Raw genomic sequence first — 23,756 nt, forward strand, 5'->3', positions numbered from 1 at the left:
GAACGGGTCACGAATGCTGGTTCCGGCCAATGTCGGCTTCCCAGAAGAAAATTCGGCTCCGGAAGGTCTCGAAAGGGTCACGTCACGACGTTACTCGCACCGACTTGAAGGTCAGCTATTGAAGATCCGAGGGCCAAAGCTGCCAGTCCGCTGTCGGCCCCATTCCAGACATTTGAAGTTCGGCACCGGATGAAGTTCGGCACCGGAGCCCCGCTCCTAGGCCGAAGCGGCTGACTAATTGGTCACCGATCGGTTTGCTTTCTGTGTTCTCCGCATAAGCGGCCTTGCACCAAACGACCCCCAGCTTTCGAGCCGGAAAACCCTGTGATTTCAATGGGGGAAAGCTAGGGAGTAAAAAGGCGCACTCCCCAGCTTTGGAGAATGATGGGCTGACAGAGAACAAAAAAGGCACCTTCACTACCAGCAACAGTCCCCCAGCTTCGGCCGAAACCCAGCAGTTCTGCGGGGTTTCTGAGCCGCCAAGTCTACGCAGAGAACGTTCTGGGAGAATTGAGTGGTAGAGGGAGAGGAACCGGGATTCAACCTTCTCCGATTTCCCTACCTAATCGCCTCGAGTACGGCCAGGCGAGTGTCTCTTTATCGCGCCATCGTACTAATAACGGGAATGGTTGCTGTAGGTTGTTTGCCTATTTCGTTGCCAATCGTTGCTTCCAGCAATCGTGCAAGTCGAACGCCACCACGATGCAGGGTTTGAGGCACTACGGGAGGCAAACGTCTCGATAAGTCTCCGTAGGAAAATAGAATTTCCATTTTTCTGGTGTCAGCCGGTCCGGAAATTGGGAACACAATGCCCGTATCATGTCTGCAGACTTCCAGAGGGAAGCCTGAAGTAGCCGAGCCGCCGGGATATCTGGTCGATCCGGGTCGACGCGGCTAGCCGAAATAACTAGTCGTCCCCCCGCGCCGAAAACCACCTTAGATTCGCGGCCGGCCTGCGGGATCCGGTCCACTTCCTGCCAATTGCTCACATCCCAGATGCGTACCTGCCCATCGGAGGCTGATGAAGCCAAATAGCGGCCGTCAGGACTGAACGAGGCGCTTTCAACTAAGCCGGCTTCGTGACCGAGTTCTGCCTTCAAAGTTCCGTCCAATGTCCAGACGCGAATGCGACTATCGCCGGCTGACACAATCTCAGAACTGTCCGGATTGAATATAACCATATTGGCGCCCGAGATTTCCATTTGGGCGGTTAATAGGCCCGTCGTGGCATTCCAGATCCTCACCCATCCGTCGGCGGCAGTCGCGACCTGTAGACCGTTAGGGCTAAACGCGGCCGCCTCCACCCTGCCGCTGTGCTTCAGACTGAACAACGCCTTGCCACTCGTGACGGACCACACTCGAGCAAATACGTCTCCGTTCGCCACCGTAACGAGCCTCGTTCCGTCCTCGCTAAAATCAGAATCGAAAGTGAGTACGCCATCCCCAGGTTGTACCAAGCGAGCAATCAAACTACAGTCTGTCACATTCCAAATCTGGACGGTTTCATGATAATCGCTGCTTAGAACCGCTAAATACCTGCCATCTCCGCTCAGTCTGACTTCGTATATTCCTTCCCCATTCCCAGTGCTCCACCGCGGCACGGCGCACAATTGCCGATTGTCGCCAACGCTAAAAACATATGCGGCATCAAAACTCGCAGTAGCCATAAAATGGCCATCAGGGCTGAAGGTTACGCCTGCTGCCTTGAAGGTGGCTATCTTCGTTCCTTCCCTGAGATCCCAGACCCCACCCTCGGGGCCGCTTCGGGCAAGGTACCTTCCGCTCTTGTCGATCGCGAGGCTCTTTGGTTTATTTGGTTCGACGATGCGCCCGGGCGCCGCGACCTTTAGTTGAAACAGTGGATTATTGTTCGGCCATCTCCAAACGCGAGCACCCGCGCCGTTGGCTGAGGCCAAGTAGCGACCGTCGGAACTAAACGTCCCCCATGAGTATCCATCATTGGTCCGAGCGACCTCGATGCCCAACTCCCAGTTCCAAACTCTAGAAATGCTCCCTGGGCCTGTCGTTACCAGAAACTTGCTGTCCGGGCTGAAGCTGACGTTGCCAGAGCTGCCTTGGTTATCTAGTCGGGCGATTTGCTGACCTGATTCTACCGACCATACACGGTACGTTCCCTCACGATGTGCTGTCGCAACATAGCGTCCATCAGCGCTGATAGAAGCCGACAAGATGGCATCACTATCCGGTACGCCAACCTCAATGAGCTTGCGCCGCATATCTACGTTCCAGACGCGGGCCAGCGCGTCGTCTCCTGCCGTTAGCAAGTAGCGTCCATCAGAACTGAAACTAAGAACTCGAATCGGTCGCCCACCCTGCTCAAGTCGTGCGACCAACTCACGCGCATCTGGACGCCATAGTGTAACGGCACCATCATCGGTCAAGACCGCTAGGTATTTGGCCGAATCACTGAACGCGATATCCCATGGTTCTCTTCCTTCATACGTATTTTCAATTAGCAGCTCACCTGTTTGTACATTCCACACTCGCAAAGCATTCTTGTATTCGGAAGCGCCTTGATCATTAACTCTTACACCGCTGCGGTTGGTTAGGGCGGCGACATAGTGTGCGTCGGGACTCAATGCCACACGAGATACGTAGGCAGGTGTAGAAAAATGACGGATTTCTGCAGTGAAAATATCCCATACTGCTACGTCGTTACCGATCGCAGCGCCAAAATGCGTCGCGTCTTGGCTAAATACTGGAGACACAAACCCGAACGAGTTAATAGAGGCGCTAGGGTTGAACGAAGAAATGAGGCGGAAATTCTCAGTATCGTAGATCGAGATATATTCTCTCCACGTAATAATGTGCTTACTATCTGGTGTGAAACGGACCTCGTGGACGCCTCCATCAGGTTCGAGGTCGTATAGAGCGGTCGGAAGTAAGGCTAAACCGGCCCGCAGCACTTGCCCAGCTTCCAGTGATCTACTGCTAAGCTCTTCCGAAAGGGCCAAGGCAGGCGCGGCAACCAGCATTGCCTCGGACAAGCGATCTGTGCGTTGCGCCAGAAGCTGTGACTGAGCCGCGGCTTGCCGTGAAATGGCTAAACGCTGGCGCTCTCGAGCTACATACGCCGATAGGCCCGCCAGGAACGTGACCCCGATGAGGGAGAAAACAGCGGCCAGCCTAAGTGCACGATTGCGCCAGGCGCGCTTGATGCTTACTTGCGCGAATTCGAGCTCAAGCTGATTAAGTCCTGGGTATGGTGTGATTTGAAGAGCCTTGATTGTTGTTATCTGCGCCGGATTGGCCCAGACGGGATAGGACTTCCTCCTACCCGAGGAGTGCCAATCTTGTGCAGCGAGTGTTAGGCGTCGCAAGTCCGCGATCAAGGGTGCGTCCTGCCTCACCCAGGTGAGGAGCTTGTCCCAGCTCAAGATCAGCGCGTCATGAGCAAGTTCGAAGTAAGTTGTGGCGTCTGCCTCGTCCGTAATGACCAGTCGCTCTTTATCAAGGCGTTTGATCACTTCGCGGACACGGTAGTTTTCATCCGGATCTTTCGGCTCGAACTCCCATCGCGGTACGCGACGCCTCGCAAACTCACCTGCTTCGAGCGAGACAAAGCGCTCGAGAACGCGGCGGGATGATGCCTTGTATTGCTCATCCCCATCATCGACGACTCGATTGGCGCAGATGTGAAGTGCGCCAGTAACTCCGCCCTTCAATAGATCGTCTTCCTTGCGCGCTTTCCCCGTTAGGCCCCCGAGCGCAGCGTAATCCTCTTTTGTAAGTGCTCTGTCTGACCCACGACGATCTAGGTAGTGCATATACATCTGGCTGAGCGCGAACGAGAGCAGTGGCAAAGCGCCGGGCATGTTGACAACTTCATTGACGAGTGTGTCTACAAGTTCGGCGGATTCAAATCGCATCACCTTTACGGCAGCAGGCCCCTCGATGACGCGGCGCAACTCATCTTGGGTCATCTGCGGGACCAGGTATCGCGCCGTCGGCCAGAATTCGCTCAGAGGTGATTGCGAGAACTGCGGCTCGAACTCAGAGCGGACTGTGAATACAACGCGCAAGTTGTCGTGGGCACGTTTCAAAGCTTGTGCGATGAGCTCGTTGAACTGCCGTGCCACCTCCGGATCGTTGCCGACAGTTATCAACTCTTCCGCTTGGTCGACCACCAGCACAAACTCATAGGAGCTGTCCTGCACCTCAAACCAATTGGCTAGGGCATCAGATTTGGAGGCAAAGGTCGCCGCGTCCGGGATCACCACTTCAGCGGGCATCGCTTGACGCAACGCTGCTGACAGGCTCGCAAATGGCGTCGGTCCCGGCTTGCCTGGGCGTACGACCATCTGGACAAGCTGCCCCCCCAGCGCATCTTTGAGGCGAGGCAAAAGACCGGCCTTTATGAGACTCGACTTCCCTATGCCTGATGGGCCCGTCACGACAATGAATCGCTCTGCAGGAATCGCCGCCCGATCGTGTGACTCCTCCCTGCCCAGCAGCCGCTCTGCCAAGCGGTCGACAGAAGTGCGCCGCCCATAAAACAGGTCTTTGTCCTTTTCCTCGTAAGCGTCCAACCCGCGCCAGGGATTCGCGTCGGGGTCGAGAGGCGGCGCAAGCGGGAGGTCGAGCTCCCTTCCTGGCACCAAGAACACGAACTGGCCTTTGTCGTCCTTCTTCAGCGGCCAGAAAATTGGTGTCTGCCGGAACTCGGCATCGTCGCGCGGCAGAAGGGCATCCACGAGATGCTGATAGAGTTCTGTGGCGGTGATAACGCCATCGCCTTCCCTTCCCACGGGGGCGCGATCGGCGGCTCCCTGCAGCCCGTCTATGAGGGCGGCCGCGAATGGAGAATGCTTCAGGCGGTCGTCTCTCTTGCCCAGCGGTCGTTCGGCGGCAACGTCGAGCGCTTTCTGGTCATGCGCGGCCGACGCGATAGCTTGCCAAGCAGGATCGCTTATGAACCACCTGTATCGTTCCTGATGCAAATGCTCGGGAGCGAGAGCGAGGTGTCGCGTGCTCGCCCATCGGAAGGCGCCCGCGAAGCAGCAATCGAGGATCACCAACATGTGTCGGCATTCCAAGGCGGAAAGCGCGTTGCTGATTTCAAGCATCGGAAGGTACTTGGACTCAGAGTCACGATCAGCATCTTGAGGAAGAATGTAGCCTGTAGCCCCTTTATCGTTGTCTATCGCGGTGCCATGGCCAGCAAAGTAAAATAGCACACGATCGTCGCGACCGACGCGCTTCGGCAACTCTTCCAAAAACTTTCGAAGCCCAACGAGAGTAGCGGCTGAGTTGAGGATCAGCTGTGTATCGAAGCCATGATCTTCTGTTAGGCATTTTGCCAGCGCCTCTGCATCAGCCACAGGAGTGCGAAGCGGTGGAACCCCATTGCGATAGCCGTCAATGGCTACGAGAAAAGCCAAGTTGTGAGTGAAGCCCTCGATCGGAACCGAGCCATTCATGCCCGCGTCAGTGCCTCGATCAGCGCCTCCCGACCAGCATTCGAGCTAAAGAAGGTGATGTGATCGCAGGCAATTTCGCTAATGTCATGCGCTGTGGCTCGATTGCCGGGAACAGCTTTCGCGCTGACCACACTGACCGCAATGTCGTTGGGCGCTCGCAAAAATGCGAGAGAGGTCGCGCCGTGCAAAACGCGCTGAGGGGACAATTTCGAAAGCAGTCGCTCAAGGCGTCCGTCTGCAACGGCCTTTTTGATCATTGAAGTGTTGCCGACGAGTAGCGTGTATGGCACCAGAGGATCTGGAGTTTGCGCGAGTTCGGCTACAATTGACGATCCCGGCGCCATCTCATCGAGCATGACGTCAGCCGTCTCGGCGGCCTCAACAAGATTGCCGATCAGGTTGAGCGGCCAGGCGATATCGGTCAGGCGGTTAATACCGAAAGCGAGGGCTGCTGTCGCCCAGTCTTGGAGGTTTGGCCAAGGCGAGCCGGCATGCGGCGTTCCGAGTGTGAAGAGGTGCTGCACCACCCTTCTGCCGTCCAAGCATTCGATGAACCATCTCGAAATCAGACCGCCCATTGAGTGAGCTACGATATGCAACGTTTTGCCGTGATCTGGTCCAAGTCCGACAGCAGCGAGCCGATCCTTCAGAGCCGCCGCCGTCTCCTTGATGCCTGTGTTGATATTTTCGTAGTCGAAGGCCAGGATCAGGTCATACTTGTCGACAATCCGATGCGGGTGCTCGTTCGGAAGCGAAATCGGAACCTGAGACGCAGTTGCCATACCCAGTGTGTCGCCTAAGATGCCGTGGACGTAGAGAAGGATCCGTTTCGCCGCAGCGACTCTCGAGCGAACACCTTCGACGTCTGTCCGATATCGCGGCGTTTCCTCATCGCTAAAACTGACTGCCGCCAAGTGTGGATAGTCGAAGCCCGTACCTAGCTTCTCACTAAGAATCTTTTGAAAGAGAATGCGAATTGAGCTGACAATTCCGCGTTGCACGTCTCTTGCAGTTTGCACAGCAGATGGGAGCTGCCGTAATTCTATCTGTACCCCGTCGCCAGCACGCCGAGCTGAGCCGAGCGGCAAGAAGAACTCGCCGTCGCAAGCGAACGGAAGCACGTGTTCGTTGTGGCCGAGTGTCGTGTCGACTTGAAGCAGAAGCGGAGAGCTAGCTGTGACAGCCTCCGGATTCTCGACATCAAAAAGCTCGAGCGCTCCAAGTCCGCCCTCCGCACCGCGAGGGGTTTGGAAATAGAACGGTTGCGAGTTGTCGGGGTCATCACGAAAGATGGCGGGAAGGCTCAGGCCACCGAGCTGGCGCCCGGCCTCACCTCTCGAGACCAGGCGCATCTTCGCCCTAAGTGCCGAATGTCCGACTAGCGTGACACCGGCCCCCAGAGTTTGCCGTTGCCCGGTCTGGGGCACGGTCGTCGCATCGAGTGGGCGCACCACCGTCAACGCGAGTTCGCTTGTCGCCCAATCGACAATAAGTTCGGCGCCTTCCGGTCTGGTGGACAACGCGCGCGAGTATACGCGCTTGGCAAGCCGTTCAAGGACGTTGCGGGGGTGCTGTTCGAAGCCCTTTGTAGCGCCGACCCTCACATATCGATCAAGCGGTGGTTGATCGAAAAGCCTCGGATCAAACTGCTCAGAGCTCACGATAAGCTTGACGATGTCTCGCGCTTCCGTCCTCCCACTACTCCACTGGGCTAGCGGTACTGAGGCATAGATGGATTTCCCAGCGTTTGCTGCAGCGGACTTGCCGGCCGGGATGTGCTCAACACCCCCGGGAAAGAGGGCCGAACTAACAGAGTAATCCTCTCCTAACCACAGGAGCGCACAAAAGAGATCGACGTCGCTTCGGTTTCTTAGCTCAATCCGTATTTGTGGCTGCTGCCATTTGTCTTTGATCCGCCGGTACTCGAGGTGAATTCCGCCTTGAGGATCAGCCTCTTTCCAAACAGGTTTGCCAGTATCGACTTGGTCCGGTACAAGAACGACAATTTCTACAGGTCCGTCGCTCAGGCGACTGCCGACATTGTTAAGCCTCGCGATCGCGTCCCAACGAGCAATATGCTCAAGGCGCTCGACGGCAATTCGCGCACCATCCTCATTGATGCCCTCGATCTCTGCTACGAGCGGGCTCTCGCCCAATGCAGGGCTGATCCGAATACTATTCTCGTCGGCGTCCACGCGAATTGAGGCGCGATCGTCTGCTGTCACTTCACGTGCCAACAACGAGGGCGTACCGCCCTCGTTAGCTTTAGCCAGAGCCTGGCGCACTAGCTGGAGTGCAATGGCGCTCCCCTTCAAATGTACGCCCATTGCCGGGAGCGGCGTCGCGACGACGATGGCGCGATAAGTCGCTTGCTGACTAAGGACTGCGCCACGAAGCTTCAATTCGACCTGGCTCAGCTCTGGGCGTACCTCCCGAACTTCGGCAAATGCCAAGGCCGAATCCGTGCGCGGCTTTTCCTTCCGTCCGCAATCCAAGTCGAATACCGCGAGGAGAGTTGGTTCGTCGTTCGCCGGCGGAGTTATTCCATGGATTGCACCCCCATCGATGACCCAACGCATCTCACGATCATACCGCAGAGTGAAGTATCCCTGCTGCTCGCGAGCGGACCTGCCCAGAAATAGGCTTTGAAGCTCGTCCGGATCGCTGCACTCAACCTGCGGCACCTGCTGATCGACCCGCAGCCGAACTTGAGCTTCTGCCCGCTTGAGCAGATCGCGGTACGTAATCTGTCCATTCGTCTGGCGGAGTGCTGCGAGCAACGCGGCAGTGAATGCGCCCTGGTGTTTCCCCGCCTCTACAACCTCTTTTGCAGTTTCGTCTGCCCGGCACGCGGCCAGAAGCACATGCTTGCCCGACGGAACAATCGCCCACCCTGACCCAGAGGTCTGGTCGTCTGGGCCGCGCTTCGCGTCAAGCGTTTCCTCTAGAAAAGTCTCGATGGGCCGGTGTCGTGGGTCTGTGGGGGCTCGTCTGACTGCAGCACCCGACTCCAATGCGGCCCTTGTGCCGCTCCCGGAATGGCAACAATCAAGGACGCAGAGCACATGCGGATCGCGTCGGGAAATCTCCGCAATTAGCCCCGCCAGCTCCTTGTCTGCGAGATCCCAGTGGCCCTCTTCGCGGCTGTCATAGCAGACGAGTGTCTCGTCGAGGTGATCGGGCTCGATATGCCAAAACTCGGGCGGAGAATCCTCCTGGGAGCCGTGCCCGCTATAATAGAACAAAACTGTATCGCCGACGCCGGCCTTGCTAAGATGCGATCTGAAACCCTCAACGATGTTTGACCTTGTCGCTTCCGCGTTCTTCAGCAGTTTAAGGTGTACGTCGCAGTCCGAGCCCTTTCTGATTTCGTTTAGAACGCCGGCGATTTCGTCAATGTCATTGACGCATCCATTGAGCGAGGGAACCGGTGAATGGTATGCATCTATGCCGACGAGCAGGCCATAAAGCTTCCCAGCCATAATCCCCCCAATCGCCCTTCTGTTTATTTGTTATTGCACCACCTGGGGATATCGATCGTCAAGAATAAAATCGACCTCGCAAAACTATTTCCCAATGCACCCTTGTGTTTTCCGCGATCGGGTTACAGAATTTGACAAAATATTGAAAGCCACGTTCAAAGCACAGACGTGAGGCGGGGGGATGGAAGGTTTCGAGCGTAGTCGTGCTTTCCTCGTTGCGATCGACGGCTATAGCAACGGTGTTCCACCGCTTCGTACACCGGTGGCAGATGCAAAGGCGCTGGCTCGATGCCTGAGCGACGATCACGGTTTCGACACTGAGCTGATCCTCGACGCTGACGCTACACTCGCCGGCATCCGAATGTTTTTGTCGGATTTGTCGAAGCGGGTTGGCAGTAATGACCGGGTCCTATTTTATTTTGCTGGTCACGGTGTGGCGATCGAGGGTGACACGGGACCGACGGGCTATGTTCTGCCGCAGGATGCGGACCGCGGCTCCGATAGCAAGTTTCTGGCGATGCTTGAACTACATGCGGCCCTTTCGGCTCTGCCCTGCCGGCACATGCTAGTCATTCTCGACTGCTGTTTTGCCGGTGCCTTCCAATGGGCGAGCACTCGACACCTAGCTCTTGCTCCAGAACATTTGCACCAAGAGCGGTATATGTGGTTTATCAGTGATCCAGCATGGCAGGCCATCGCGTCTGCTGCATATGATCAGAAGGCGCTGGATGTTGCGGCCGAGAAGCCGCTGGGAAAAAGAAACGATAGTCAAGAACACTCGCCGTTCGCGGCAGCACTGCTTAATGGTTTAAGGGGATCTGCCGATCTAGCGACCGCTGGGCAAGCGGGTGACGGTGTCATAACCGCGACCGAACTCTATCAATTTTTGGTTGAAGCACTGCTTCCGCGTGCTGAGGGCGAGTTTCGGCAGACGCCGATCTTTTGGCCGCTGAAGAAGCACGACAAGGGCCAGTTCGTGTTCCTAGTGCCGGGAAGGGAGCTTGCCCTGCCGGCCGCTCCACTCTTGGATGCCGAAGCCAATCCTTGGCGAGGCCTCGAAGTATACGAAGAACAACATAAAGAGGTCTTTTACGGGCGTGGCGGGGCCGCAGATCGGCTAGCAGAGCGAATTCTTGGCAGGAACGCTGGTGGGGACACGCCAGCTATCTCGGCGGAGCGTTTCATTGTCCTTACTGGACCTTCGGGAATCGGCAAATCAAGTCTGGTCCTAGCCGGGCTCCTTCCCCGGTTGAAGGATAAGGATGCACTAGGCGAGCGGCTCTGTTCCGTGATCGTTCGCCCCGCCAAACCAGGTCCGACACCATTTGCGAGTCTGGCGGCAGCTCTGCGGCGCGCGATGCCAATTGACGTCGAGACACCGGACGAACCGAGCTTGGCTTCTCAATCTGATGCCCTAGCCAATTGGCTCGATGAGCAGGACGAATCCAAGGAGTTTTTGCTGATCGTGGATCAGGCCGAAGAGTTGATTACAATTGGCACTGATCCGAGCGCGCAGACGCAGTTCACTGAACTGATCGCGCAGGCATTGAATCGCACCAAGCGCAACCTGCGCGTTGTGTTCAACGTACGCTCGGAGTTCGAGTCCCAGTTCGTGCAATCGCCCCTCGCCCCTCGCTGGGCCGCAGCCCGCTTTCTGGTTCCGCAGATGACCCAGGACGAACTGCGCCGCGTCATCGAAGGCCCGGCGGCTGTCAAGGTCATGCGTTTCGAGTCAGCTGAACTCGTCGACACGCTCGTCAACGAGGTGGTGAACATGCCTGGCGCCCTACCGCTGCTCTCGTTTGCGCTTAGCCAAATGTACCGCAACTACCTTGATCGACACACGACTGATCGAGTGCTTACGCACGACGACTACGACAGGCTAGGCGGCGGCGTCACCGCGTCTCTTCGTGTTCGCGCAAATCAGATAGTTGATGAGGGAGACGCAGTATATAGGTCGGCCGCTCGTCGTGTTCTTGAACGATTTGTTTCCCTTGAAGCGGGTGAGTTTGCTAGGCGTCGCGTCCCTCGGAGAGAATTTGAGGTCGATGCCAAGGACCAGTCGCGAATTGATCACATTCTTGGCCGTCTAGACCAAGAACGCCTTATTGTGACAGATGACGCGAACGGAGCGTCGTATCTCGAACTTGCGCATGACGCTCTCATTCTTGGTTGGGATCGTTTGCTTGCATGGGTCCGCCAAGACGCGCCGCTTATCACGGCACTTCGCCGGCTAACCTCGGATGCGGAAGATTGGGAATCGTCGGACAGGGGCAAACGAGGTCTACTATGGTCCGATCCTGCTCGCTTGCAGTTGACTAAGAGCCTTATGCGTGAACCCTCACCAGGGCTTAATCGCGCTGAGAGCAGGTTCGCAACAGCAAGTGTCCGCCGAGCTCGCAGGAACACTGCTATTCGCGGTACCATCGCCGGGGCACTTCTATCCCTTAGTATTGGTGCAACCTGGCTGGCGTACTCCTCGGAAATCCGTAAAGCTGAGGCAATGTTATTGCTCGCCGCCTCTCAGATACGAGAGGCAAGTTCAGGAGATGCTATCGTCACTATCGAGGCAGCATTGTCCTTAGCAACAGAGTTTGATGCGGCCATCGTCCAAGAGGCGCAAGGATTACTACTTGAACTTACTCATGGCTCGCACTCCGTTCTAATATCCTCAGATGACTCAACGTACCAAGATCGACGGATCCTAACCCCTGATCCAGCGCGGCATCTCCTTTCTTTTCGCGCAGGTGGAAGCTTCTCGGAATTGATAAATTTCGATGGTACAAGATTCGATCAAAGCGCAGATGAGCAGTCGTGTTCAATGAACAATGTCGGCGGCGAAATTGCCTGTCGGTCCGTAGAACACGTTCTTGTAACATCCGGTCGTACTGGCAGCACCTTTAGACTGCCACCAGATGTATCTGGTTTTTTTGCCATTTCAAAAGATGGATCGCAGTTGGGAGTTCTGTCGAATAATTCTTTGCAGATCTATAGCAAAGATCAATCGGCTCCGTCCTTGACGCTGCCCGTTGAATCCACTGAGCAAGTGAATGCATTGTTCTTCGATCAGAATAGACAGCCAAATTGGGTAACGGAGTTTGGTGATGTCTATGCCGCTAATTTGGATAGTGGCACGATTTCTAGGCGATACAAGTATGACGGACCCTATCTAGATCCTGATATTTACGTTGACAGGCAACGGACTGCCGCGCTGCTGAGGGCTGGCAACGAATATGTACTGCTTGCGCTGACTGGGCTAGCAGACCCGTTTCTGTTTGACGGCGAGGGGGCGTCGAGAGCGATGCCGAAGGCCGCCCTGTCGCCACGAGGAGATCGGGCAGCAGGTATCAGGGACGGTAAATTAGTTCTGATCGATGTAAACGAGCAGAAAGAGCTGGCGCGATTGGACGTCACCGGAAACTTCGGCGTTCAATTCACGCCCGATGGTAGTGAAGTCGCGGTTGTCTCAGAAGCAGAGTCCCGTGCTTATGTTTTCGATGCTTCCTCGGGGCGCCCTCTGTCCAGCTTCGGTTTGACGCTGCAAAGCGATTTGGAGACGACGAGCTCTGAGTCAACGATAGTGGCCATGGATGTTTGTCCACAAAAGGGTTGTTTAGCAGTACTCGACAATGTGGGACGGCTGCAAATCTTTGGCCTAAACAGTGGGATACGGTTCTTGCGAATGGAAGTGCCCGTCCGAGCCATTCCCGAACTTGTCGTCTCAGAAAACGCGGAGTATCTCGCATTGAGTGGAGTGCTCGACCCTTCGACCGTTTTCAATCAAGGGCAGTTAGCAGTTAATTTCTATCGGATTTCCATGCCTGGTTCTCTAATCCCATTGGCAAATTACCAGCAGTGGGGTCTTTGCAGCTCTGTATCTCCACGCGGAGAAGCGGTTGCCGTTAGCGACTGCGCCGAGAACAGCGCTTATGAACTCTTCTCATCGGAAGGACGCAGGATCGGAACTCTGCGCGCCGGCAACGGTGTGCCCAGTACCAGCACCTTCGGTGGGACTCATCCTATTTCCTTCTCGATGAGTTCCAAAGTCGTGGCGACGGTGGAAGACCGACAGGTGATGCTTTGGAGCGTAATTGATGCTCGGCTGTTAAGGAGCATTTCAGCTCCATTTCCAGATAGGAAGGTCGTAGATGTACGTTTTATGGATCAGGACCGCATATTACTTCTTTTGGACGAATTGGGCAATCTGAGCGCCATTGACACCGCGAACGGTTCTCGATTTATGCTTGAGAATAGCGACCCTATCGATAGGCTCATTCCTGTCGCCACTGGAGAGGTGGCGATTATCCGAAAGGTTGGCCAAAGAGATCTCTTTCTGCTGAAACGAGACGATCAAAGACTGGCGCTTTTTCGCTTGGAAGGGTCGATCGAGTTGGACACCGACATCGTGGCCTTGGATCCCGCTGGTGTGACCGTGGTTTCAGTGATGATGGATGGGACAGTAAGAGCCTGGTCAATCCAAACCGGGCGCGAAATATCAACGCGCGCTCGTTTGCCGGACCGGCTTGACAGATCGGAAGCCCAAATCGATGTCGCGCCCGGGGGACGAAGAATCTTGGCTTGGCAAAAGGGAAAGGCCCCGGCGCTAATTGATATAGGAGGTCCAAGTTCACCAATTGATCTGCGGTTGCCCAAACTTCGAGATTACGACGATCTAGAGATGGCGGGCTTTAACAGCGACGGCAATGTCGTGGGCTTGTTTGGTTTCGGAACTCTCGCGTTTTGGCTGGATCCAAACGCCACGCCTAAAATAATACAGCCAATCTCTCTTGGCTTGGTATCGGGTGAATTTGACTCTTTGCGAACAATGTTGCTCGTCCGAGGGAACGTCGGTCATTCAGGCGATCCATGCGCATTTCTCGTTCCGATTGTAACTAACCTTACTGAACTCGTCGAAGCAGCGCGCCAAGTGCCAGCAAGGTAGCAACGAGAGCTGTGCCGAGAACTAGGAATGGAATTGTTGCGAGGCCGTAGCGCGGCGGTCGAGGCTCTTGCGTCAATGTAACAGGAAGGCCGACGAGCGTTCTACTGCCACCGGCATCGGATCTCAGCTGAAAACGATGTGTTCCACTATTGAGGTGAGGGAATCGTGCACTGAACATCGCACCGTCTAAGTACGCCTGGTGCGCGAACGTCGGTGCTATGGTCAGGCCTGCACGGGTGCTGCTTTCACCTGTTTCAACTGAAAGATGCAATAAGTCCGAAATTTGTGCGCAAGGATGGGACAAGGTCCAGGTTGTCAAACGACCGTCGCCGTTCTCTGGCGGTCTAGAATAGTTTGATACAGTCGTGAGGGCCCCCGTAAAATCCGGAAGGACCTTGAATACTCCCCAGTGCGCCGCAACAAGTATGGTGCCGTCTGAAGAATAATAAATATCATTGATTGAAGAAAGGTGTCGTCCAGGCACAAAGTTGAGATCTAATGTATGAGAATCAAATATGAAAAAACCTTGATCGTCTGCGCTTAGGATGTACCTTCCGCCTCCAATACTGAACGGCTCGACCCCCGCGAGGTTATGCGAGGAAGAATGTATGTGTCTAACTCTATTCGAATTATACCGCAGATAATTGATACCGGACGGAGTGATCTCGATTGCGCCTCCCGCAATCAGTCGAAAAGATTCCAGGGATATTTCGTTCCCGATAGGGGTATAAGAAAAGGTCTCCGAGGTACCTTTTTCCCATCTCAGCAAGGTTAGCCTTTTGCTTGATTGGACCAAAATGCCGCGGTCGCCAAATTCTCTTGCGCGCCACGATTCTCCAGCGGTGCCGTCTATTGGCTTGATGACCCCTTTGGTCGCATCTAGGAAGAATAGTCCTTTATCTGAAGTTAAAAGAAAGTGACCTTCCGCCGCGGACAATGCGGCGGTTATATCCAGATTTGTGATGTCTATTGACCGTATCAGCCGTCCATGATCGTCGAGGAGGAGCATGCCGTCCCTCGTTTCAACAAGCCATCCAAAGCCTTCTAGCAGTCGTGCGTCTGCTGTGTAGCCGGCGCTGCCATCGATTGTTATGATTTGCTCTGCTTCTTGCGTAATTAAACGTAAGTTTCTGCCCATTAAAAGAAGGCCATTGATGACAGGTTGTATTTGGATATTTCTGTTCGACCCTTCTGTGATGGTCAGCGTTCTAGTCGATACATCAAACCTATATAATTGTGAAAAGGAGGTGTCTGAATCTGGGCCATTATCGGCAGCTTGGGCGGACGCCTGTAGTATCCAAACGCCGTTCTTTAAGCGGTACGCAGCGCCGATCTCTCCAAGTTCGGGACCAGAGACAACGTCGGCTTGTTCAGCCGTTCGAGGCAGGAATCTCAATCCAAAAGTTGTCTTCAGCAAAAAGCCGTCACCTTTTAGGACGGTTATACCTTTCCCCTTTGCTGGTGCTAGCAAGCCTCCGTGCCGATCTCGGATCTGTCTAACGGCCGTTGCGTCAGCGTTCAAGCCGAAGAAACCATCATCGGCGTCAACCAGCCACCCGCCCCCGTCGACATCGAAGATATATGCGATCCTGCCTATGCGGGCGCCCGGAATCGATACGAAAGTCAGGTCATGTGATGTGAGCGTAAACGCTCCGTAGTATGTAAAGATGATGAAATTGCCGGTTGGCAGGGGCTCGATCCGATTCACCCCTATGAGCTCGGGACCGGGTATTTTCACAGCGCAAACAAATGCCGACGCACTCTGCGTTATAGACAAGAGCGAAGCTGACGCGATGAATGCCCGCCTCCAATGAAATCCTGCTCCAAGCAGTGGCATAGCGCGGTTGGCGCTACAAACTGCTGCACTTGCCGCGACACTCACCAAGTTCAACGCAAATCGTAGAACCACAGTCACGCCCGTATGAGAAAATCGTTTCTGTATGCCTGCACCTTAAATTGCTGTTTCCCGACTATTAAGGCAATAGGTACAAGCCCGTGAACACGCCGCCTCGTGATGGGAGCGAGCCTTCAGCGCTTTCTGACGATCGTGCTTAACAGTGCACGATGCTCCCTACGACGAGCATATCGGCGGATAGGGTTGCGAAAACGTGGAACATGAAGGATCTGCATGGGTTCCAAGCTCGGCCACGATGAGCGGCACACGCTGCGCCATTTAGCGAGGGTCGCAGCTACATGCCACAACGGAAAATGCGGGTCGGTTAGGTGCCTCTGCGCATCCGAAGCCGAATCAGTTCGCTCATCGTCAGTGCCTCCTACCGCAACTGAATCGTCACCTCGGACTCCGCGGCCAATTAGTAGATACTGGGGTACATCGGTAGAGCCACTGGCCAATTGCAATCAGATTTTCTGGTTCTCGGCACATTCTAATTCATCTGCGAATTGAGGCGTGTTATACTTCTTACCTCAACTCGACTTGGGGGGTAAGAATGTCCTTAAACACGTCTCAACTTCGCCAAAAATGGAAACGTTTCGAGTGTACAGAGACCACAATGGTAGTAATCCCATTTGGCCTTGATAGAATAAGGATAGCGCCGCCTGGTGCAGAAGCGTTTGAAGCTCTGAGCACGGTTATTGACCATCACGGGTACATCATTCGGACCCAAGACACTGATAGTTACAATTGCAGGACAATCACGGGAGGGACAGGTAAGAGCCTTCATTCTTATGGCATCGCGCTAGATGTGAACTGGACCACTAACCCTTTCATCAATCATGGGGGTGAACGAAACATTCGCTTTTCCGATAAGCCGACGCAGGACGAACGGGCTCGGGACGTGCGTGCAGGCAAAGCCGATACAGATATGACGTCTGCGATGATTGCCGATGTTCGTGCCATAAAGACGATGTCCGGCAAGCGCGTTTTTGAGTGGGGGGGCGACTGGAAGGACCGTAAGGACTGTATGCACTTTGAGTTGGACCTAGCGCCTGAGGATCTAGAGGAAGGGATTGATCCCTCAACAGTTGTGGGCACTGCGGGCCGCCCAGATGAACCGCAATTCATAGGGGCGGAAATAAGAGGCTTGGATGTGGGAATTGCGCCAATTCCATTAGATATGCACACAGTAATAGCTCGCGACGGGCTGCGCCTGCGATCCGGACCATCAGATACTGCTGGGATCATCCGTGTACTCCATTTCGGAGTTGCCGTTAACGTCCTTGGGCGAGACGGCGCCTGGGCGATGGTTGATCTGCAAAGTGATGGGCGTGCTGACGGTTTCGTGTTCGCCGGCTTTCTTCGCCGAATTGAAACGACGACTGCCCTCGTGGTTCCGGCAGTTTGCTGCCAGATGCGTTAGGGCGCTTCAGTCCTGAACTTGTGGCAAGGATGTTCCCGGCGACGCCGCGAGCAAACATCGTTGCCAACTTGCCGTTCGTGCTGGACGGGCTCCGGCAGAAGGCCTTGATTGATCAGGAAATGTGCCTCATGGCGCTGGCGACGATTCGAGCGGAGACCGAAGGTTTCGTCCCCCTAAGCGAGGGTCGCAGCCGGTTCAACACGCGCAACACGCCTTTCGATCTCTACGAGGGCCGACGCGACCTCGGCAATACGGAGCCTGGAGATGGTCCCCGATACAAGGGACGGGGCTACATCCAGCTTACAGGGCGTAGCAACTATGCAACGATCGGAAGCATTATCGGGAAAGATCTTGTCGCAGACTCAGAGCTTGCGAACGAACCAGCTATTGCTGGGATTATTCTTGCGCAATTCATCAAGAACCATGAGCAGAGGATTCGAAGGGCTCTATCCAACCACAATCTGCGAGATGCGCGGAAAGCTGTGAACGGCGGCTCCCATGGATTGGACCGCTTTACCGATGCATTCCAACGCGGCGAACGGGCGTTGCTGCAATAAGTGGGCACTATTGCGCGTTTCTGGATCGAGGGTTTTCGCTAGAAGTCCTAGCGGTCGTTGCCTCCTGTGACTTTCATGAGGACAGTAAACATAAGAAGAACAAAGAGTCAGCCCGACCTTGAGAGACGAGGAAAGGTAGCCGACCCGTCGCGGGAGAACGCACCGTTTCGACCTCGCGGTAAGCAGCGGCGCGTCACGGGGCGCAGTACTGACAAGCAGTTGTTGCTTCGTGATATCAGCTGCCAGGCGTGGCAGCGGGGCGCTGGGGCACCCTACTAGCCGGTATCGATCCTTCCAGTAGGGAAAAGAAAATGTCGGCTGCGTAGCCAACCAGAAACGCTAGTGCCAGAGGCGAAGGCGTCAATCCTTTTCCGATGTCAAGATTCCCAAAAAGACCAATAATGCCGCCACCAATCCCCGCGATAATAAATCGAGCCGGGGTAGCATAGGAACGACTAAAGGTTCGCGCCTCGTAGTGCTGCGTAAAGGCTCGGAGCACCGCCGCGCATGCTCCCAATAAGGCATATAGGACTGGAAGAATACTAGCGGTCACGGCACCCCAGACAATCGATGCAGAGTCCAGAACGTTATTTGCGTAAAAGCGAACGTTCTGATATTTACTCGTCAAGCGACTCACTTCTTCTTTAACGGGTTCAAATCTGTCAATTATATTCGGTCTGACCTCGAAATCGTCGTCCAAATCCTTATGCTTAATAGTGCCTAACAATGTGTAATTGAGTTGATCCGATCTGCTTTTCACAGCACGGGCTGCGACGGCGAACTGCTGAAGATCCAATAAACCATTAGTGGCCTCTCCTGGCTTTGTCGTGGATAACTTCGCATGTAGAGTGACGACAGCACTATTTGCGACCTCTAGATTGGCTTTGATCACATTAGAGATGCCGGCCGAGATAAAGGTTATGATTGATATTGGAACTATGAACACTGCGAGCGTGTACACCAGCCGCTTATAGCCACGGATCGCGAACGAGGCGTCCTCCTGGCATGCGCGTAATGTTCCAGCAGTCACCGGGCGAAGTTTCGCCGCCAGCTTCGTGATCGCGGAAAGAAACGCACCTACTTCATTCCCGTTCCAGAAATCGTCTCCCTTTTGAGTCGCAGCGATTATTGGCTGGGCAACATCATTGCCCACTTCGATTCCAGCCTCGGCTGCATACGCCAGTAGGATATTAGCATCGTCCCGGAGATGAGCAAACTGAGCGCGTGTTTGAGGCTGAGTCTTAACAATAGGAGTATCTTCCATGAATGCAGTTCCTTGAAGCATTGTCTCCGGGGTACTAACGTACCAGTTCTACTGACGATAGAACTATGATCGGTGTTTGGCAAATGCTGCCGCTGTGGAGTCCCCTAGCTTCAAGAAAATCGGGATGATCCTTGCAGGGCAGAAGAAACTTGATATTGTGCTGCACAAGGTAACCCTTGTGAGCAAGGTACTCCTCCACAATCTGCTCAAAACTGTCTTCCTTTGTCGCGATGCAAAAACGGCTACTCCCAATCCGCGACTCTCAGGCCTAGGTGTGAGCTTTCGGGAGGTTGTCCATTCGGACCGGACCGAGGAGACTGGAGTTACCAAGCCTCAGCATTCACCGGAGGGTCCGAATGAACATCCACAAGAATGCCCGCCTCACGCCGCTGCGTCGAGAGGAAATGGCGCTGTCGGTCATTGAAGGCCGTCTTTCCAAAGCCCATGCGGCGCGGTCGTATGGTGTGTCGGCGAAGATCGTGGCGCGCTGGGTGGAGCGCTACAAGACCGAGGGACGGGCCGGCATGGTCGACCGCTCGTCCCGGCCCCATGTCATGCCGGCCATGACCGGACAGGCGGTGGCCGAGCGCATCGTGGCATTGCGCCGCCGGCGGCTGACCGGCAAGCACATCGCCATGGAGGTCGGCGTCTCGCCCGCCACTGTCAGCCGGGTGCTGAAGCGCGCCGGGCTGTCGCGGCTGAAGGACATCGAGCCTGCCGAACCGATCCGGCGCTACGAGCGCGAGCACCCCGGCGAGATGATCCACATCGACATCAAGAAGCTCGGTCGCTTCAGCCAGGTCGGGCACCGCATCACCGGCGATCCACAAAAGGGCAAGTCGCGCGGCGCCGGCTGGGAGTTCGTCCATGTCTGCATTGACGACGCCTCTCGCATCGCCTTCAGCCAGATCCTGCCCGACGAGAAGAAGGAAAGCGCCGTCGCCTTCCTCAAGGCGGCGGTCGCCTATTATGCAAGCCTCGGCGTCACCGTCACCCGCGTCATGACCGACAACGGCTCCTGCTACAGGTCGAAAGCCTTCGCCAAGGCCTGCAGAGACCTCGGCCTCAAGCATGTCAGGACCAAGCCCTATACGCCCAAGACCAACGGCAAGGCCGAGCGCTTCATCCAGACTGCTCTCAGGGAATGGGCCTACGCCGTCGCCTATCCGACCTCGGACCACCGAGCCGCCGAACTGCCCGTATGGCTGCATCGGTACAATTGGCACCGTCCGCACGGAAGCCTAAAGTCCAAACCGCCAATCAGTCGCCTGGGCCCGACCAAGGACAACCTGTTGAGGCTCCACACCTAGGCTTCGTGCATTTTCTGAGACGGCTCGCTTGACCTGATCGCCTGTGGAACGTGACGCGGATTTAAGTCCTCGTTTCGTGAGCAAAATTGCGAGCACATCCTGCATCGATACGTGCTCTTCGCTGTTGATCTCCACCGTCCACGGCCTGTGCCAAGGAAAGTTTGCCTTCGAAGCGCTCGCCGAAACAGTTTCGGATCAAAGCCCACCGATCGCGCCATGTCGGCGGCGCTCGTAAGCTTTGATTTCATCGCCTCGCCTTTCGCCAGCCCGCCGCCACCGCCTCGGCCTCAGAACAAAACCATCGCTCACGCTTCGTCTCGGTGATCTTCGTCGCCGAGTAAAATTTTTGGGCGGGCACGTGATAGATGCGCTCGCCTTCGGCCGAAATGTTGCCCTTGATGTTGCAGCCAGAGCCAAGCAGACCGAAGCCGGCTGATGGTTCGCTGACAACTTCCACCTTTTCGGCATTGGCCGCCCGCCAGTCCCATGGCTGATCAAAGCGGCCCTGCCAGACGCCGCGATGCGCAGCCTTGGCAGATCCTTTTTCGGCGGCGAATGCGCCGTTCGAATAGCGAGGCCAAACTAGAGCGAGACCTTGTTCAACGAGCCATCGCTGGACACTGCGGGCATCGGCTCGCTGGCAATTCCCGACAAGCCGGCCGTAGCGATCTCGGTCAACGAAGCTGCAACGCAGCGGTCGCGAAGCTGCCAGGAACTCGTCCAGTGCTTGGGCAGCCCGGCGCCCGCACGGATATTCGAAGCCCTTGGCGTCGTCGCAATACTGCCGACTTTCCGGGGCGTCGATGCCATTGAAACGGATGCGCTGGCCAGCAATCTCGACCGTGTCGCCGTCGATAACGGAGGAGCGGCCTTGCATCGGCCCAGGCAGCGGTTCTGTCCAATTTGTTATGGTGCTTTGAAGGCCAGGGATGCTTTGGACCAGAGGTGTTCTGTTGGCCGGCGGTGCTATGGATAGCGAATTGAGTGACTGCTGCGGCAAGTGTACCAACGCCCAGCAAAAGGAGCGCCAAGAGCGGTCGCGGCAGTCTCCGTGATAGCCTTCTCCTGCCGGCGCGCTTTCGCCACCGGTGGCGCCTTGATAACGGTGGACTTTGCCCACGCCCCTTCTCCCCATGGGGAGAATGCTTCCAATCAACGGTTGAGTCCATACTGGCAGATCGCTAATCCGATCGAAGCAGGTGCATGCGCTTGCCGCCGAATAATTGGGCGCCAATGCCCGCCGGCTTATCGACATGAGGCTGAGCAAGCATGGTTGCGCTGGCAAGCGGCCAGAAGGCCAAGTCATCGATATCGGTAAGACATCTCGTCTCGATACTCCCGATATGCCTCGTCGGCTTCATCGTCAGATATCAAATGCCCTGTTGACGTCGACCGGACCTCGGGTGGCGGCTTCCGATCGGCAATCACTTGGACAACGACGTATCCCAGGCCGGCAATTGCCAGCAGGCGATATAGGAGAACAAGTTGTCCCATGTCCTCAGCAAATCATCATTGCGACATGGCCACAAGCTCCGCCAGGACGCGCCAGACCACTCGGCGCTGTTAGGAGAACGGCCAGCGGGATCGCGCGCTGGCGAGGCAGAGCGCGCCGATAGCGCCGATTTAGAGGAGAACGCCAACGTTCCGGGTCTATTCATCCTTCCAGATCACTGTTTGGCCCCGAAAGTCGCTGTGGAGTTGCAAACTGGCTTTCTGCACTTCGGTGCTGATCCTCGGTTCGATGGCCATTCGGAGCGCCTCGTAACTCTCCCGGCAGAAGGCTGGCGACTGGACATGCAAGTTGTATCCCGATGGGTACCTGAAGTCCTGCTGGGAATTCAACACATCAAGGTTCTTTGCAATGACTTTGACGTTGGACAGAGGATGCATCCCAAGCGCGACCGCGGCGTCGTAGATATCCTCTATACTGTGCCCATATTTCAGTCGCAGGTCGCGCTTTGAGACGCCTTTGGAAGCCAAGAAGGCTTTGAGTAGCAGTTCGAGAGCGTGAAAAAATAGAAAGTACCGCGCAAACAGGTGTGCGTTTTCTGCCTCAGCACCAAGCTGATTGAACGCCTCGAAATACTCCCGGGTTCTCACCAGCAGATCTCCGGCGTACAAACCAAGAGGCTGCGGTATGGTGACCTTCGGACGCGGCCTTTTAGGGGGCAACGGGACCTCTTGGTTCATGTTACTTTACCCTCAGGGTTCGGACAACAAACCACTATCACTGCGCCGCCACAAACCTGCCAGGACGCGCGGGGCGCACAGCGGCCGGCGCGGCGTTGAGAGCAATTACCGGCTTGCTACGCACCTACGGGTTTGTCGGGAACCCATCTTTGAGATGCAATGGAAATCGTTGTTTCGGCAGATAGTGTCCAGTCAGGGTGACTATGAGCGTTGACCCGTCCGGGTACGGGACCACGCCGAAACACGCTTCGGTGCTGGGTCGAGCAAGTTTGTAGGCCGCTTTGAGGCGACCTGTTGGAACCAAACGCACATCGCCGTAGGCGTTCGGGGGCCGCCGCTGACGAGTTCGCTGATACAGGCGTACTTTGGCTGCATTTCCACTTTCGAAATTTGGTAGAGGCCGGTTGGGGGTACATGTACCGAAATCGACTTGCTCTTGGCGTCATAAGCTATGTGGGGTTGCGGGATCATGGGCGCTACGGTGAGCAGGAGCATCCCGCGATTTTGAAAATAGCCAAGTGCCATCGCGGCTACAGTTAGCCCTGTAAAGAGGGCCGTCCATTCGGAAGATCCCCAATCGAATATGGACACGCTCGGCAAGGCGCCGGGAGCAAATGTCCCACGTGTTGTTGGATGCCTGGTCGAGGGAATTAGCTGGTCAGCAAATTCCCGCCTATAAAAGCAAGTTCGCAGCAGATTGCCGCGCCAAAATGTTGCGCAAATTCGAGACTTGCCATTGGCCGTTGCACCCTGTGCGAACGCCGCGGTTGTTCAGAGCGATTGCCAGTCCACGTAGGCTGGTGATGCCGGACCGCTGGATGGAGGCGATGATCGGCAGCACGGTCTGGGCAAACCGGTCGGCTTCTTCGATCGACATCTTCCTACCCTTCGCCGCAGCTTCTGCGGTGTTGGTCGGATTGCCAAGTTTTTATGCCAGTGATCTTGCGCGAGGCGAAGGCGGCTTTAGTCCTTTCCGAGATCAGCCGCCGCTCTTTCTCGGCGAGCGCGGCATAGAGGTGCAACATGAACGGATCGGCATCGGCACCGAGTTCGGCGACGATGAAAGGAACGCGCTGGACCATCAGGCCGGCTATGAAGGCGACTTCGCGCGACAGGCGGTCGAGCTTGGCCACGACCACCGGGCATTTTGTCTGGCGGGCAAGGGCGAGGGCGGCATTCAATTGCGGCCGTCGATCAAGAGCATCCGCGCCCTTTCCGGTTTCGATCTCGGTGAACTCCTGGAGGATGATCAT

At 55.8% G+C, this 23,756-nt stretch carries 12 protein-coding genes; 4 read left to right on the forward strand and 8 right to left on the reverse strand.

Going from position 1 to position 23,756, the window contains the following annotated elements; translation table 11 throughout:
* Positions 1-719: 719 nt before the first annotated feature.
* Positions 720-5,441, reverse strand: coding sequence for a caspase family protein (locus tag M727_RS39240; protein WP_051505711.1), 4,722 nt, complete (start codon positions 5,439-5,441; stop codon positions 720-722).
* Positions 5,438-8,923 carry a caspase family protein gene (locus M727_RS37290; RefSeq protein ID WP_036263217.1) on the reverse strand — a complete coding sequence of 1,162 codons (3,486 nt, stop codon included), beginning with the start codon at positions 8,921-8,923 and terminating at the stop codon, positions 5,438-5,440. Before M727_RS37290 ends, M727_RS39240 begins: the two co-directional genes overlap by 4 nt.
* A 181-nt stretch (positions 8,924-9,104) precedes the next feature.
* Here M727_RS37290 and M727_RS39245 point away from each other — a divergent pair, with 181 nt between their 5' ends.
* Positions 9,105-13,865: a caspase family protein gene (locus M727_RS39245; protein ID WP_051505712.1), complete on the forward strand. Its 4,761-nt coding sequence runs from the start codon at positions 9,105-9,107 to the stop codon at positions 13,863-13,865.
* On the opposite strand, the gene M727_RS41725 is transcribed toward M727_RS39245, so the two are convergent.
* Complete coding sequence (locus M727_RS41725) at positions 13,822-15,573, reverse strand: hypothetical protein (protein ID WP_156941614.1); 1,752 nt, start codon at positions 15,571-15,573, stop codon at positions 13,822-13,824. The two genes, M727_RS39245 and M727_RS41725, sit on opposite strands and share 44 nt — an antisense overlap.
* An 802-nt stretch (positions 15,574-16,375) precedes the next feature.
* Here M727_RS41725 and M727_RS0124745 point away from each other — a divergent pair.
* Positions 16,376-17,182, forward strand: coding sequence for a M15 family metallopeptidase (locus tag M727_RS0124745; protein ID WP_027154902.1), 807 nt, complete (start codon positions 16,376-16,378; stop codon positions 17,180-17,182).
* Between the two features lie 29 nt (positions 17,183-17,211).
* Complete coding sequence (locus M727_RS37300) at positions 17,212-17,739, forward strand: glycoside hydrolase family 19 protein (RefSeq protein WP_051505713.1); 528 nt, start codon at positions 17,212-17,214, stop codon at positions 17,737-17,739.
* A 235-nt stretch (positions 17,740-17,974) separates the two neighbouring features.
* Here M727_RS37300 and M727_RS0124755 read toward each other — a convergent pair whose 3' ends face one another.
* Positions 17,975-19,003: a hypothetical protein gene (locus M727_RS0124755; RefSeq protein ID WP_027154903.1), complete on the reverse strand. Its 1,029-nt coding sequence runs from the start codon at positions 19,001-19,003 to the stop codon at positions 17,975-17,977.
* 356 nt (positions 19,004-19,359) lie between these two features.
* On the opposite strand from M727_RS0124755, the gene M727_RS0124760 reads away from it, so the two are divergent.
* Positions 19,360-20,313 carry an IS481 family transposase gene (locus M727_RS0124760; protein ID WP_027154904.1) on the forward strand — a complete coding sequence of 318 codons (954 nt, stop codon included), beginning with the start codon at positions 19,360-19,362 and terminating at the stop codon, positions 20,311-20,313.
* A 244-nt stretch (positions 20,314-20,557) separates the two neighbouring features.
* On the opposite strand, the gene M727_RS0124765 is transcribed toward M727_RS0124760, so the two are convergent.
* The 4 genes from M727_RS0124765 to M727_RS43195 form a co-directional block, all read right to left on the reverse strand.
* Positions 20,558-21,433, reverse strand: a complete 876-nt coding sequence (locus tag M727_RS0124765) for a thermonuclease family protein (protein ID WP_245268994.1) — start codon at positions 21,431-21,433, stop codon at positions 20,558-20,560.
* A 530-nt stretch (positions 21,434-21,963) separates the two neighbouring features.
* Positions 21,964-22,503 (reverse strand): hypothetical protein, encoded by a 540-nt coding sequence (locus M727_RS0124775; protein WP_027154907.1) that lies wholly within the window; start codon positions 22,501-22,503, stop codon positions 21,964-21,966.
* Between the two features lie 673 nt (positions 22,504-23,176).
* The gene (locus tag M727_RS43190) at positions 23,177-23,380 is read right to left on the reverse strand and encodes a hypothetical protein (RefSeq protein WP_051505714.1); all 204 of its coding nucleotides are present in this window, start codon (positions 23,378-23,380) and stop codon (positions 23,177-23,179) included.
* A 4-nt stretch (positions 23,381-23,384) separates the two neighbouring features.
* Complete coding sequence (locus tag M727_RS43195) at positions 23,385-23,756, reverse strand: recombinase family protein (protein WP_051505715.1); 372 nt, start codon at positions 23,754-23,756, stop codon at positions 23,385-23,387.

The sequence above is a fragment of the Mesorhizobium sp. WSM2561 genome (assembly GCF_000513915.1).
Classification (GTDB): domain Bacteria; phylum Pseudomonadota; class Alphaproteobacteria; order Rhizobiales; family Rhizobiaceae; genus Mesorhizobium; species Mesorhizobium muleiense.